Source organism: Sorangium sp. So ce131, assembly GCF_051519095.1.
Lineage (GTDB): Bacteria > Myxococcota_A > Polyangia > Polyangiales > Polyangiaceae > Sorangium.
In genome coordinates this window covers 13,017,812-13,031,477 of sequence record NZ_CP150455.1, presented here as the reverse complement: position 1 = coordinate 13,031,477, position 13,666 = coordinate 13,017,812, and the positions used below count along the sequence as shown (strand labels likewise).

Sequence of the window (13,666 nt, the reverse complement as noted above, 5' to 3'; positions counted from 1 at the left end):
AATCCATCGTTGAGCCGTCGGGGGCGGTGTGCGGAGGATCAGGCGGCGTTCGGGCGCGCCTTGCGCTTCAGCGCGTAGGCGATACCGCTTTGCAGGGTGCCGCAGGTGACGAGCCCCCTCAGCTCGGCTCCCAGGTCGACCAGCGCCTGCGCGACGACGGGGCGGATGCCTGTCAGCACCACGTCGGCGCCGAGCAGCCTCGCCGCCTGCGCGACGCGGACCAGCGCGGCGGCGACCTCGCCGTCCACGGCCTTCACGCCGGTGATGTCGAGGATCGCCACCGCCGCGTGCTTCTCGCCGAGCGCACGCAGGAGCGTCTCCAGGATCTGCTGCGCGCGCTCCCCGTCGATCGCCCCGACGAGCGGCATCGCGATCACCCCGTCGGCGATCGGGACGAGCGGCGTGCCGAGCTCCCGGAGCGCCGCCTGCTGCGCCTGGATCACCTGCATCTGCGCGAGCGTCTCCTGCTCGTACCGGAGCTGCTCCGTGATGTCCCTGAAGAACGCCGCCATGCCCGTCGGCTGCCCCGTCGGGCTCGAGAGCACGAAGGCGCTGGTCTGTCCCATCCACTCACTCCCGTCCGGACGCCGGATCCTCAGGACGCCGCGCCACACGCCGTCCTTCGTCAGGGCCGGCAAGACTTCGGTGGAGAGCTGGGTGAAGCTCGCCGGTGAGTAGAAGTCGACCAGCCCGCGGCCGACCGCGCCGTCGCCGAAGCCGCTCATATTCTTGAAGGCGAGGTTGGCATAGACGACCTCGCCGCTCATCGAGGTCAGGGTGATGCCGTCCAGAGCATTGTCGACCAGCCTCTTTGATAGGCTGAGATCTTCCGCCTGTCGGCGCTGCTCCGCCTCCGTCTCCTTGTGGGCGGTGATGTCCTGAATGACGCTCATGATCTGGCGCGGCGTCGCGGCGTCGCGCTCGAGGACGATGTCACGCCTGGTGAGCCAGCACCACGATCCGTCCGCCCTGCGCAGCCGGACCTCGATCTCCATCGTGTCGCTTGTGACACCACGTCTGACGAGATTGAGCTGCTCGTGGATCCGGGCGTGGTCGTCGGGGTGCACCAGCGTCATGAATGCGTCGAGGCCATCGAGAGCCGTTTCGTCTGTGGCATACCCGAGCTCGCGGGCCAACGAGCGGTTCTCATAGAGCTTGCGTTGTTCGACCGGGTCGCACACCTGGATCAGGTACGGCGCCGCCTCCTGCATGAGGAACACGCGACGCAGCTCGGCTCGCAGATCCCGCTCGACCTGCTCCAGCTTGGACACCCGAGCGCGGAGGGCGGCAAGCTCGCCATGATGCGAATGGAGCGCCGTATCGTGAGCATCCATCGAACACCCCCAATGCTGGCTGAGTTCAGGCGGCGGCGGTGGACACGTCGCCTGTGACAGCGACGTTACTACCGATAAGCCGTTTCTGGAAGACAGCATCCACTGCCAGCTCGCAGCTGTCACAGTGGGGACAACATCGACCTGGCAAGACGACATCGCAATAGTGGGGACAGCAGCAATTGCCGGAGTGGCACTGTCGCAGTGGGGACAGCAGCGGTCTGGTAAGACAACAGCGCAACAGTGGGGAGGAGGCGGCCGCGAAACCGCGGGGGGGATGCCGCGTAGCACCGGATGAACCCGCTCTACCGAGCGCGCCGGGAAGCGCGCCGCGCGAGCCAGAGGCGCGCCGTGTGCGGTCGTCACGACCGAGGTGCGCCTCGACGATCGACACACCGACAAGCCCGCGCCGCTGGGTTCGCGGCGCCATTCCCCAGGAGCTTTCCCATGTTTCGCAGCACGATGAGCATCGCGGCCCTGAGCTTCGGTTTCTTCGCGGCGAGCGCGCCCGGCGACGGTATGGCGCACGGCCCCGGCGTCCGCCCGCACGGTCAGGTCTTCGTGATGACCAACGCCGGAGATGGCAATGCGGTCGCGGCGTACGACCGGGCCGCGGACGGCTCGCTCTCGTACGCCGGCACCTACGCGACCGGGGGGCTCGGCGCGCCGAGCCGGCCGATCAACCCGCTCGGCTCTCAAGGGTCGCTCGTCCTCAGCGAGAACGGGAAGCTGCTGTTCGCCGTGAACGCGGGCAGCAACGAGGTGTCGATGTTCCGCGTCGGCCCGCGCGGCCTGGCGCTGCTCGACGTGGTGGACTCGGGCGGCGACTTTCCGGTCAGCGTCGCTTCCCACGGCGACCTGCTCTACGTCCTCAACGTGGGTGGAGACGGCAACATCGCCGGCTTCAAGGTGGACCCGTGCGGCGAGCTCGTCCCGCTCGACGGGTCGATCCGCGATCTCGGGCTCGGCGGCACGATCCCGCCGTCGCTCGGCGCGACTCCGGGTCAGATCGGGTTCGCTCCGGACGGCGAGGCGCTGGTCGTGGCGGGCAAGGGGTCGAACCAGATCCACGTGTTTCCCGTGAGCGACCGCGGCCTGCCCAGCGACGCTCCAGCAACGACGTTTTCCAGAGGTCTCGTCCCGTTCGATTTCGCCTTCGACCGGCGCGGGCACCTCATCGTGGCGGAGGTCGGCGGCGACGGTATGCCGGCGACCGGCGACACGAGCGTGGTGTCCTCGTACGGCATCCGGCCGGACGGGAGCCTCACTGTCATCAGTGACACGGTCGACACCTTCCAGAGGGCGACCTGCTGGATCGCCGGCGCCCCCGGGAGCCGCTATGTCTTCACGGCCAACACGGGCAGCAACACGCTCTCCGGGCTCCAGGTCGACGCGCGCGGCGCGCTGACGCTGCTCGACGACGGCGTGGCGGCCTCGTTCCCCGCCGGAACGGCCCCGATAGACCTCACGATGACGCGCGACGGCCGGTTTCTGTACACCCTCAACGCCGGCACCGGGACGATCGCGGCGTTTGAGGTGAGCCGCGACGGCAGCCTGCTTCCACGGGGCGAGGCGGGGGGATTGGCGCCTGGAGGCGGCGCGCAGGGGATCGCTGTGAGGTGAGGTTGGCCTCGGCGGGCCTACACGGGGCGCATCTGCTGCAGTGCGTAGCGGATGCCGCTCTGGAGCGTACCTGAGGTCACGCTCGATCCGGGGTCGACGCCGAGGTCCACGAGGGTCTGCGCCGCCGACGGCTTGATCCCCGTCAGCACGACCTGCGCGCCGAGTCAGCGCTCGTGGCGCTTCTCCTCGCCGTGGTGCCGCCGACGCTCCGCGCGATGCTTCTTCGTCGGTCGGGCCGGGGTCGCGGGCCTCGCCGCCTCCCCCGCCCTGACCGTCGCCCCCGCCTTCACGGTCGCCTCCGCCCTCACCGTGACCGCCGGCCGGGCCGCGGGCGCGCGGTGCACGGGGCCGCGGCGCACGTGGTCGTGGTGCACGGGGGCGCGGCGCACGTGGTCGTGGTGCGCGGGGGCGCGGCGCACGTGGTGATGGTGGTGGTGATGGGCGCGGCGCTGGTCGAAGTCGACGCGGTAGCGGACCAGCGCGCGCGGCTCGTCGCGGTAGTAGACCCAGCCGTGGCGCGATGGATAGTACCAGCGGCCGTCCACGTAGTAGACGTAGGTCCCGCGGTAGTACACGCGGGGGTAGGTCTCGATGTAGACCGGCGCCGCTGCGACGTGAACGACCGGCTCCTCGTAGACCGTGACCTCCTCGTACCTGACGGTCGCAGGCGCGGCAGCCCTGGTGTGAATTTCCGCTGCGCACCCGGTCGCGCCGAGGAGCGCGAGCGCGACGAGCGCGGCCAGCACGGCGAGCCTGCTGCGCTGCGAGGCATGCGCGGTGGCCCTGGGGGACGGGTGATCGAGGACTGGCACGTTCATCTCCATGGGGTTCACATAGGCAACTACGGTGCCACCCGACGACCCGGGGGCCGGCGCCTGCGCTGGCAGCGCGCCGGCTTCTGGTATAGCGCTTGCTGCCCCTTCGCGCATCGGCGCGACAGCGCCAGCGCTGGATCAGGGACGACGACCCGCATGGGACGCTCGACGCAGCTTTCCAGTCTCACTGGCGGCGTCCTCGCCGCTGCCTCGCTCACGGTCGCGCTGACCATCGACGGCAGCGACGACCCGCGGAAGCGCTTCGACCACCACGTGAGCGGGCTCGTGGCCAGCGTCGAGGACGAGGCGGGCTCAGGCCTTTTCCCCGATCATCGGTCGGCACCCTCGGTCCAGGCGCCGCCTGGGCTGCCTCAACCCATCTGGAGGACCGCGTTCACTCCACAGCCTGCGGGGTGAGCGCCGCGCTGTAACGGAGAGTCTTCGCCTGCGCCACCCATCTGTCACGAGCGCGGATCACGCTGCTTCCCGAAAACATGCGGCTCGATCCACCAGCCACGCTGGGACGACACACCGTGACCCTGTACCTCGGGCCCGCGGAGGACCAAGGCCCCGAGGCCAGCGAGTCGTTCGGCGAAGCCATCTGGTTCGACCGCCGGGATCCACGATCCATTCGCCGCGCTCAGGAGATCCTCCAGGACCGGCTGCGACTCTCGGTCGCACCGACGCTGTGCGACGAGCCTTCGCCTGGCCTCGGGGCAGCGCTGGGCCGGATCGTCGCGGCCCTTGCCAACGTGCTCGCGCGTTGGCATCGGCGCAACGCTGGTGAAAAGCACCTTGAGCTCGAGCGTCGAAGGACGGGATCAAGCCGCGAGACATCTCTATCCTGTTAGGGCGCGTCGGCAAACGCGCGCAACCACGGGCGGACAGCCGCCAACGTGACTACGGACAGGTACTGTTCGCCTCGTTTCTCGTACCGAGTCGCGACGCGGCGGAGCTGCTTCAACCTGTTCATCGAGCGCTCCAGGCGACCACGGCGGCCCACAACAACAAGAAAAGCCCTCTGTACCCCGACGAGGATAAGCGCCTCATGGCTGCGGTGGATATTCCACCGTCTTATCGGATCTAGTACGGATTTCTGATCCGTGAGGGGATGCGTGCAGACGAAGCTGGCAGGCTGGAGCGCTCATCGGTTCCGGGGGACCGCGGCGGTGCTCTTGCGCAAGACCAGCTCGGCCTCGACCACGACGCGCGAGCAGGAGCGGCGGCCGCTCTCGATCTGCCCGAGCAGCAAGTGGAGGCACCTGCGCCCCAGCTCGGAGAAGTCCTGGCGGACGGTGGTGAGCGGCGGCGTGAAGTAGGCCGCCTCCGGTATGTCGTCGAAGCCGACGATGCTGATGTCCCGCGGCACCTCGCGGCCGATCTCGTGGAGGTAGCGGAGCACGCCCAGCGCCATCTGGTCGTTGGCCACGAACACGGCGCTGACGCCTGGCGTGCGCGAGAGCTGCGGGGCGAGCTCGTAGCCCGAGCGTGCGCTCCAGTCGCCGCGCAGGAGAGGCGGCGGCTCGACGCCCGCGGCCTCCAGCGTCGAACGCCAGCCGTCGATGCGCTGCTCGGCCTCGAGCGAGTCGATCGAACCGGCGATGTGCCACACCGTCCGGTGACCCAGGTCGAGGAGATGGCGCGTCGCGGCCGCCGCGCCGCCGTGCTGGTCGACGGCGACCACCGGGACCGAATCGTCCGGCCCACCCTCGACGGCGACCACCGGCACGTCGGAGGTGACGTGGCGGAGCGCGTCCACCGCCGACCGCAGCGGGGCGATGACCATGATGCCGTCGGCGCGCTGATCGCACAGCCCCTTCACCGCTTCCACCACCGGCGCGCGGCTGAGCGATTTCAGGCTGACGACGCTGACGCCGTACCCGGCGTCGTGCGCCGCCGTCTCGAGCCCGTGGAGCGTCGACGCCGGGCCGTAGTGCGTCGTGTCGAAGCTGACCACGCCGAGCGTCCGCGAGCGCCCGGTGACGAGCGCCTGCGCCACGGAGCTCGGGCGGTAGTCGAGCTGGCGGATCGCGTCGAGCACGCGCTCCCGCGTGTCCCGATGCACGTGGGGGTTGTCGTGCAGGACCCGCGAGACCGTCTGGTACGAGACACCGGCGAGCTTGGCCACATCGACCATGACCGCGGCCCGGCGCCCGCCTCGCTTGATGCGCCGCTCGGGAGGAGAGTTGCTGTCCATCGGGGCCAAGCTTAGTCGCGCGCGGGGGGAATGGTATCGACATCCACCACGACCGCGCCCCGGCGCCCGCCTCTCTTGATGCGCCGCTCGAGCGGAGCCTTGCCTTTGCCGGGCCCGATCTCGGCGGCGGAGGGGCGGATCGGCGTGAACGTCCCCGGTCGGGCCTCGTCCTCCGGCTTTGCCCTGATTGGGTCGTCAGCCGCCGGTGGTCGCGCCGCTCGCCTCGAGCCGGACACGATCAGCCGCTCTCCCGGAGCTTCGTCAGGTGCCGCCAGACAGCTGGTCTCGGAGGTGATCTTGTCGATGAACCCTGGGTCGTGCCAAATCCATGGCTAAGCGGATCGTGATGACGCGGTTCGGCCTACGCGGATCTCCGCGTCTACCGCACTCTGGCAAGCGACGGATCGCGACGGTTCGCCCCCGCGGGACAGTCCCGCCAGGAATCCCCGGGCAAGGAGCAGCGGTCGCTACAAAAAACAGCGCGGAGACGGCCGCCGTCCTCCACGACGAGCTCAGCCAGGCCGCCGAGGGATCCACGCGGCTGAACGTCAGGGGCAGCACCTGTCGCGCTCGCTTCTCGGTGCTGCTATGATGTCCAGGACGCAATAATTCACGCCAACATCATCATACACCTGCGCCACATACCCTACATCCGAACCCATCCAGCGCGCAGGTGACCGGATTACCCCTCGGGGTGCGCCGCGTGGTTTTTTCCGCGCCGCGCGAGCGACACGGAGACGCGATGAGAACGAGGATCCCCGTCATCGACATAGGGCCTTTCGACGGCGGCGAGGCGGACAGGCGACAGGTGGCTCAGGCCGTCGATCGGGCCTGTCGCGACCTCGGCTTCCTGGTGGTCGTCGGGCACGGGGTTCCAGAGCGGCTCATCGACGGCGGCCACGCGGCGGCTCGCGTGTTCTTCGATCTGGATCTCGAGACGAAGCGCCGGTACGAGCCCGCGCCGGGGACGTTCCTGGGCTACCGCGGCGTCGGGTCCGAGGGGCTCTCGTACTCCCGCGACGAGGACGCGCCGGTCGATCTGAAAGAGTCGTTCACCATCGGGCGCGTCGACACGTCGGACGACCCGTATTTCACCTCGCCGCATGGCCGGATGTGGTTTCAGCCCAACGTGTGGCCGGCCGAGGTGCCGGCGCTCCGCGCGCTGTGGCCGGCGCTGTACCGCGCCCTCGATGGCGTCTCGGTCCGCCTGATGCGCATCTTCGCGGCGGCGCTCGGTCTGCCGCTCGAATTCTTCGACGACAAGATCGACAAGAGCGTCAGCGCCCTGCGCGCGCTCGACTATCCGGAGCTCACGAAGCCGCCTGTCCCGGGCCAGCTCCGCGCGGGCGCGCACACGGACTACGGCAGCCTCACGCTGGTCAGCATGCGCGACGCGCCCGGCGGGCTGGAGGTGCACCGCGGCGGCGACGACTGGGAGGCCGTCTCGGCCCCTCCGAGCGCCTTCGTGGTGAACATCGCCGATCTCATGGAGCAATGGACGAACGACGTCTGGCGCTCCACGCTCCACCGGGTCGCCTTGCCGGCGCCGGAGGCGAAGGCCACACGCCGGCAGTCCCTCGTCTTCTTCCACCAGCCCAACTACGACGCGGAGATCGCGCCGCTCTCGGCGTGCTGCAGCCCTGACCGGCCCGCCCGGTACACGCGCACCACCTCGGGCGAACACTTCCTCATGAAGCTCACCAAGGCGGGGACCGTCACGTCGAGCTGACCGTCGGTGCACGCGGATCGCGTACCGTCGCGGCCCGCAGTCGAGCCGGCGCCCCGCCCGGCCGCGCCGGGCGGCAGCGACGGCAGCGGCGGCGCGGCGCGGGCGCCCGCGATCGGGTGATCCGGCGGGATCGGCCACCCGAGAGCCCGCGAGGCGGCCGCGCAGTACGCGACGAGGCGCTCGCGCGGCACGGCGGCGCGCGCACCGAGGCGGCCGAGGTTGTCGATCAGAGGCGCGCCGGCGTCGACGGTGGGGCCGGCATCCTCACGTCCCGGGCTCGGCGGCGCCGCCGCGCGCGCCCCGCCCCCGGGGCAGCCCATTCTGGAGGGCCTCGAGGGCGTCTAGCCATCGCCGCAGAAATTGGCGGCCGTGAGCGTCGAGCCTGCCAGGAATCTGGTAGTCACGTACGTATGCCCGCTCAGCGAAATGGCCCGTGCGCCTTCCAGGGGACCGCCGGCGAGGTCGAGGTGCGGGGTGTCGGCGCCGCGGTCCTGCTCGAGAAAGAGGCGTTCTCTGCGGGCAGAGTACAGCTCTCCCCCGCGCAGATCGGCGACTCGGAGCGCGTCGTCCGCCTCGATCACCCCGACTTGCTGTGGCCAGTGCGCATGAACCGGACAGGCGCGCGCTTCGCCGTGACGTACAAAGCAGGGCCGCCGACCGCGGTGACGATCGCGGAGGGCGGCGGCGACAGGGGAGATTTCCGCGGCAAGCTCGATCGCGCGCCGAGGTGCGCCGTGGAGCGCTGTGACGTGATCTGGTTCGAGAGCCCTGGCGGCAAGAAGATCCAGCTCGAATACGACGGAGCACGGCCCGTGAAGCTCGTGGACAAGATGCCATCGGGCAGGGCGGTGCTCGAGGGCGTCGTGCTCCGGGATGTGCGAGGCACCCTGAGCTGCAGCGACACCCAGGTCACCCTCGAGGGTGACTGGCGCTGGGCCGGCGGGGGATTGACCCTCGAATGGATCGAGATTCACGAGAAGGGTCTCGGCGTGCGCGTGCTCGACGACGTACCGCCGGAGGCGCTCGGCCCCCTCGACGCTGGGAGCAACTCCGATGCGGGGGGCGCTCCAGGAAAAACCGGTACGTCGACGAGCCTCCTCAACGACGGGCCGCACGCGCCCGTCGCATGGCTCGCTGCGCCTGCCATAGGAACCGCAGCGCTCGTCGCTGGCGCATTGCTCTGGTGGCGCTCGCGACGTGGGCGCTCGCGGCTCGCGCCGGCAACGAGCAGAGAAGACAGCGCCGCGGCGCCGCTCTGGATGGAGATCGAGATCGAGCCCGCTGGCGCCGAGCTGCGCGTCGTCGCGCGCGGCAGCCGCGGCGAGCGCCCCGCGCCTCGTACGCTCGGCAGCGCGGTCAGCGTGGCGCGGCTCCAGGGGTTTGCCCGCGATGTTGGCCGCGCGGTCGAGGCCCGCGAGCACCTCGACGCGCACACCCTCGGCGAGGCTCAGGCGCTTCACGAGGCGCTCTTTCAAGGCGAGCTGCGCGACGTCGCCACGCGCCTGGAGGCCGCTGCGACAGATCGGAAGCAGCCGCTCCTCCAGCGCCTCCTGATCCGCGACGCCCGCCTCCAGGCCGTACCGTGGGAAGCGCTCTGCGAGCCCGGTACGAGCGAGGGCTTCTGGGGCAGCTCCCCGCGGGTGCGGCTCGCCCGCGGCGTGTCATCCGCGCGGCCCTCGGCGCCGCGCGCGGTGCGCGGCGCCGTGCGCGTGCTGGCGATCGCGCCGGAGGGCGATGTCGGATCGCTCTACGCGGCCCTCGCCGATTCCATAGAGGCCGGCGAGGTCGCGTGGCTCGATCCGATCACAGGCGCTCGGACCGGCAGGCGGTACCTCTTCGAGCAGCTGCGCAAGGGCGAGCGACCGCACGTGATTCACTTCATCGGCCACGGAGGCATCGACGAGCACGGCCACCCCGTCCTCCGGCTCCACGGCGACGAGGGCGACGAAGCGGCGTGGACTCGCGTCGAGTCGCTCGCGAGCGAGCTCGCCGCGAGATTCGGCGAGGATCTGCGACTTGTAGTGCTCGAGGCGTGCGAGCTCAGCCGGCCGGGCGCCTTCGGGAGCGCGGCGGAGCTGCTCGCCCGGGCGGGCGCAGACGCGGTCGTCGCACACCTCTGGCGGGTCGCGGCGGACATCGCGCATGATTGCTCCCGCGAGCTCTACCGCACGCTCACGGCGGCCACAGGGACAGCGGGCGATGTGGTCGCCACCATGGCCGCCGTACGGAGGACGCTGCTGCTCGGCGGGGCGCCGGCGTTCTCGCCCGTCTTGTACCTGCGAGGGGCAGGCGAGGTGCTGTTCGACTTCTCGGGGCGAGAGGTGCGGCCGGCGGGGGGCTACAAGTCGAGGGCGAACGACTCGGGCGACTGATCACCGCACTTGCCCCCCTTATCGCAGGGCTGCACCTCCACACGGTACCTGCTCTTCGGCTCCAGACCGATGAGCGGAATGTGGATTTCCCACGCTTCGCCCCTGCTCCAGACATCGCGGTTCCCCTCGGGCTTGCGCGTGAAGAGCTCCGGCCGCGCGGGCGCCGCGGGGTCACCAAAGGGGTAGTGTACGCCGACTCGGACCGACTCGGTGTCATGCCCGAACGTGAGGCCGATGACAAGCGTACTCGAGCCTTCCACGCGTGAGCCGTCCACCGTCACCTGCCGCGATTTCACAACATCCCACCGCGCGATCGCAATCCGCTTCCCACGGCCGCCGCCCGCGGCCGCGACCGGCTTCGAGATCCGCTCGCCCACCGGCCAGGTCAGCGGCAGGGGGTCGAGTTCTCCGTAAATGCCAGGCCTCTGCGGGAGGTTGTTCCTGATGAAGTAGGCTTCGGCGGCGAACTTCGCGGCGCGCGCCGTCACCGCCCCTGTCAGCGGGTTGGCGTGCGCCGTGGAACGGAGCGCGCCGAGCAGCTGTTGCGTGAAGACTCCGCCGCTCGTCGTGTCCGCCGTGCTGGACCCGAAGCTGGCAGAGCTCGTGGCCGCGATGAGCCCGACCCGCTTGCCTTCCTGCCGGCCGGAGAGGCGCTCGGCTTCGAGGCCCACGCTCTCAGGCAGGACGAACGAGCCTGTGCGGCACGCGTCGAGCACGACGAGGATCCGCGCGGCGCTCGAGGCGCGGATCGCCTCCCATAACTCGCGCGCGGAGAGGGCAGAGCGGAGCGCGCCGGGCTGGTAGTCGATCGGGAGCAGGTAACCTTCGCCCTTGTCGGTGAGGCCGTGGCCGGCAAAGTAGAAGAGCAATGTCTCGCCCCGCTTCGCGTCCTGGAAGAAGCGGAGGACGGTGTCCTTGAACGATGCCGCTGGCTGGTTAAAGAGCGGCTCGATGTCGCGCAGGTGCCAGCTCGTCTCGCTGCGGAGGACGTCGGCGAAGTCCTTCGCGTCCTTGACGGCGCCCTGGAGCCGCGCGCCGTCGGAGTAGGCGTCGTTGCCGATCACCAGCGCGCGCGCGCCCGCAGGCGCATGACGAGGGTCGAGATCGAGCCGGATGTCGACGTGGGCCGCGTCCCCACGCTCCGTCCTGGCTTCGAGGGTGTGGGGCACGCCGTCGGGGTCATCGAGGAGGAGCTCGACATTGTATTTGCCCGGAGCGGTGGAGCTGGGGATGACGGAGCGAACAGGCCAACGACCATCCAAGACGATGGTGGGCGGACCGGATGGCGAAAAGACGGTCGTGCTGATCAGGACGGCGCCGGTAGCGAGGGATGTCTGCGTGACCCCGCTGAACGCGATGCAGGTGCCTTTGCCGTCGAGGGTAAGCCTGCATTTGGCCTCCGGGCTCTCGAAGGCGAGGGAGGTGGCGTCGCCGGAGGAGGCCTCGTATCGACCATCGGCGTAGAGGGTGGCCCAGCTCCCGTCGTGCAGCGGAATGAGGTGGGCAATCAGCCTTCCGTCGGGGAGCGCGCGCACGGCGGCTCGGCCATCCTCGAGCGCGACCACGAGGGTGCGGCCGTCCGGGGTGGCGGTCAGGTCTGCGATCCGCGCTCCCTCATCGATGGGCGGAAGGTCGGGGCTCGAGTTACCGGCGAGCGGCCAGCGCAGGAGTTCAGTGAGGGAAGGGGCTACGGTCCACAGGTGCTCTCGCGTCAGGAGAAAATCTTCGAGATTGGGAGCAGCTGCAGGTATGCGCCGTACGATGTCTCCTGTGTCGGCACGGCGGAGAACGATGCCGATGTAGTCACCGGCTTCGGCCAGCCAGCGACCATCAGGATCATAGGCGAGAGCTTGAACAGAGCTCGCCGCGTGATTGTGTCGAGGCCAAACGGTGGGATCGCCCCGCGGGGGTAGTGCGATCTTGTAGAGATCCGGGAAAGAGCCTCCCACGACGGCCTCCTTCCCCCCCGGCCGGACGGCGAACGCCCTGTAGCCATATCGCTTCATCGAGTCTCGAAGGAGCTCGGTGGGCGGACCTCTGTCGAGTGGCACCTGAATGAGGCTCTCCGGGCCCAGAACAAGGATCGCGGCTTCATCCTCGAAACGCCCGATCTGCACCGGTAGGATCCGGCGACCGAGATCGAGGCGACGAATCCCCGAGGCGGAGCCCAGGAAGATGCCGTCCGCGTCCCCGACTCCGCCCGCGATCCACCGACCATCCGCCAAGGCATCGAGCGTGAAGGTAGTTGTATGGATGAGCTGCGCCGTCATATCCATGCGCAGCGAGGTGGAAGACCAGGTGCTCACCTGTCCCCAGTAGTCGCTCAGGATGACCGAATGGCCGGCAGCAGCCACACTCGACAGCGAACGTTTGCCGCTGCCAAAGCGCCGGAAGGTCACCTCGCTGCTGGGATCCTCGCAGGTCGCGGTGCGAGCGATCATTACGCCGCCGTCGTCGCCTGTCCACGTAAAGTGCTCACCGGTCGGGTCGAACGCCACGGCGTTGATGGACCCCCTTCCCGGGAATTGGCAGCGGAGCGTCCCGCCCGGGACGGTCCACACCGAAACGTTGCCGGTTTCCTCGCCGATCACCACAAGATCGCGACGCGAGTTTACGGCGAGACGTTCGACATGATGCCTGGCGTGAAAAAGCGGGCGTACCGATCCATCCGCATCTGCGATGACGATCCGCGTCCCGCTTACGTTGAGCAAGAGTCGTTCCCCTCCGAGGGCGCTCCCCGGCCCTGCCTTGTCGGTCATCCGGCGGGATCCCTTTGGCCCCCATACGAAGGTCGACCCGTCATAGGCTCCGCCGAACCTCTGACCATCGTCCAGGTATCCTACACTCACCACCTGGCCCTCGATTTGATCGTGGAATGTCTCGCGCCGGGTCTCGACGCTCCATGCCCATACGTCGCCTTGACTGGTTCCCACCATCAGCTCATGGCCATCGGGACGCGCGGCGAGCTCCACCACGATAGCTTTGGCCCCGAGGTCGGCGACCGGCCGCCGCTCTCCTATGACCGTATCCCACACCGAGACCTTGCCCTTGTGGGTACCGCTCGCCACCTGCCGGCCATCGGGCAGGAAGGCGCACGCGAACACTTTGCTCGACTCCTCGAGCCGTTGCACGACCCGACCGGACTCGACATCCCAGATCAGGAGGAGCCTACCTCCACCCGAGAGAAGCCGCCGGCCGTCCGGCGAGAAGGAAAGGCACTGGACAGGGTCCACGTGCCCTTCCGGCGCGAGCAACCGTGCGCCGCTGGGCAGTTTGCCTGTCAACACGGGCGGCAGCGCTGCGATCACGGCGGGCAGAGGAGCCGTGCTGGGCTCCACTATGGGCTCCACCGCCGGCGGGGCCCCACCGCACCCCGCCAGCGCCATGCACGCGCCCATCCCTATCGCTCCCTTGCACCTGTGCATCCCTGCATACTACATGGCTCCGAGCTCGTCCGGAGGCTGGCCTTCGTGCGCCTGCGTGCTGGACCCAACTCCTCTCCGCCAGCGCGGAGTCGGCGACCGGCCCCTGATCGAACCGGCCGCGGGGGCCGAGGAGTGGGCCGAGGAGTGGCCTTCGTGCCAGGCCTCTTCGCGCGC

The 13,666-nt window shown here is 69.5% G+C and carries 10 protein-coding genes; 5 read left to right on the top strand and 5 right to left on the bottom strand.

What is annotated here, in order from left to right; all coding sequences use genetic code 11:
• Positions 1 to 38: 38 nt before the first annotated feature.
• Positions 39 to 1,433 carry a PAS domain S-box protein gene (locus WMF43_RS47365; RefSeq protein ID WP_437675478.1) on the bottom strand — a complete coding sequence of 465 codons (1,395 nt, stop codon included), beginning with the start codon at positions 1,431 to 1,433 and terminating at the stop codon, positions 39 to 41.
• Positions 1,434 to 1,778: 345 nt separating this feature from the next.
• On the opposite strand from WMF43_RS47365, the gene WMF43_RS47360 reads away from it, so the two are divergent.
• Complete coding sequence (locus tag WMF43_RS47360) at positions 1,779 to 2,954, top strand: lactonase family protein (protein WP_437675477.1); 1,176 nt, start codon at positions 1,779 to 1,781, stop codon at positions 2,952 to 2,954.
• Between the two features lie 17 nt (positions 2,955 to 2,971).
• On the opposite strand, the gene WMF43_RS47355 is transcribed toward WMF43_RS47360, so the two are convergent.
• Together WMF43_RS47355 and WMF43_RS47350 are read right to left on the bottom strand one after the other, a co-directional pair.
• The gene (locus WMF43_RS47355; RefSeq protein ID WP_437675476.1) at positions 2,972 to 3,103 is read right to left on the bottom strand and encodes a hypothetical protein; all 132 of its coding nucleotides are present in this window, start codon (positions 3,101 to 3,103) and stop codon (positions 2,972 to 2,974) included.
• 15 nt (positions 3,104 to 3,118) lie between these two features.
• Entirely contained in the window at positions 3,119 to 3,778 is a 660-nt protein-coding gene (locus WMF43_RS47350) for a hypothetical protein (protein ID WP_437675474.1), read from the bottom strand.
• 147 nt (positions 3,779 to 3,925) lie between these two features.
• Here WMF43_RS47350 and WMF43_RS47345 point away from each other — a divergent pair, with 147 nt between their 5' ends.
• Positions 3,926 to 4,186: a hypothetical protein gene (locus WMF43_RS47345; RefSeq protein WP_437675472.1), complete on the top strand. Its 261-nt coding sequence runs from the start codon at positions 3,926 to 3,928 to the stop codon at positions 4,184 to 4,186.
• Between the two features lie 116 nt (positions 4,187 to 4,302).
• Complete coding sequence (locus tag WMF43_RS47340) at positions 4,303 to 4,620, top strand: hypothetical protein (RefSeq protein WP_437675470.1); 318 nt, start codon at positions 4,303 to 4,305, stop codon at positions 4,618 to 4,620.
• Positions 4,621 to 4,913: 293 nt separating this feature from the next.
• On the opposite strand, the gene WMF43_RS47335 is transcribed toward WMF43_RS47340, so the two are convergent.
• Entirely contained in the window at positions 4,914 to 5,966 is a 1,053-nt protein-coding gene (locus WMF43_RS47335) for a LacI family DNA-binding transcriptional regulator (RefSeq protein WP_437675468.1), read from the bottom strand.
• A gap of 742 nt (positions 5,967 to 6,708) precedes the next feature.
• Here WMF43_RS47335 and WMF43_RS47330 point away from each other — a divergent pair.
• Complete coding sequence (locus WMF43_RS47330; RefSeq protein WP_437675466.1) at positions 6,709 to 7,695, top strand: isopenicillin N synthase family dioxygenase; 987 nt, start codon at positions 6,709 to 6,711, stop codon at positions 7,693 to 7,695.
• A gap of 410 nt (positions 7,696 to 8,105) precedes the next feature.
• Entirely contained in the window at positions 8,106 to 10,067 is a 1,962-nt protein-coding gene (locus WMF43_RS47325) for a CHAT domain-containing protein (RefSeq protein WP_437675464.1), read from the top strand.
• On the opposite strand, the gene WMF43_RS47320 is transcribed toward WMF43_RS47325, so the two are convergent.
• Positions 10,034 to 13,375 carry a caspase family protein gene (locus WMF43_RS47320; RefSeq protein ID WP_437675462.1) on the bottom strand — a complete coding sequence of 1,114 codons (3,342 nt, stop codon included), beginning with the start codon at positions 13,373 to 13,375 and terminating at the stop codon, positions 10,034 to 10,036. The genes WMF43_RS47325 and WMF43_RS47320 overlap by 34 nt on opposite strands.
• Between the last annotated feature and the right edge of the window lie 291 nt (positions 13,376 to 13,666).

Bases quoted from the DNA above. Each gene is read 5' to 3' on its own strand.
- WMF43_RS47365 (WP_437675478.1), bottom strand. From the start codon at position 1,433: ATGCTGTCTTCCAGAAACGGCTTATCGGTAGTAACGTCGCTGTCACAG.
- WMF43_RS47360 (WP_437675477.1), top strand. From the start codon at position 1,779: ATGTTTCGCAGCACGATGAGCATCGCGGCCCTGAGCTTCGGTTTCTTC.
- WMF43_RS47350 (WP_437675474.1), bottom strand. From the start codon at position 3,778: ATGGAGATGAACGTGCCAGTCCTCGATCACCCGTCCCCCAGGGCCACC.
- WMF43_RS47345 (WP_437675472.1), top strand. From the start codon at position 3,926: ATGGGACGCTCGACGCAGCTTTCCAGTCTCACTGGCGGCGTCCTCGCC.
- WMF43_RS47335 (WP_437675468.1), bottom strand. From the start codon at position 5,966: ATGGACAGCAACTCTCCTCCCGAGCGGCGCATCAAGCGAGGCGGGCGC.
- WMF43_RS47330 (WP_437675466.1), top strand. From the start codon at position 6,709: ATGAGAACGAGGATCCCCGTCATCGACATAGGGCCTTTCGACGGCGGC.
- WMF43_RS47325 (WP_437675464.1), top strand. From the start codon at position 8,106: ATGCCCGCTCAGCGAAATGGCCCGTGCGCCTTCCAGGGGACCGCCGGC.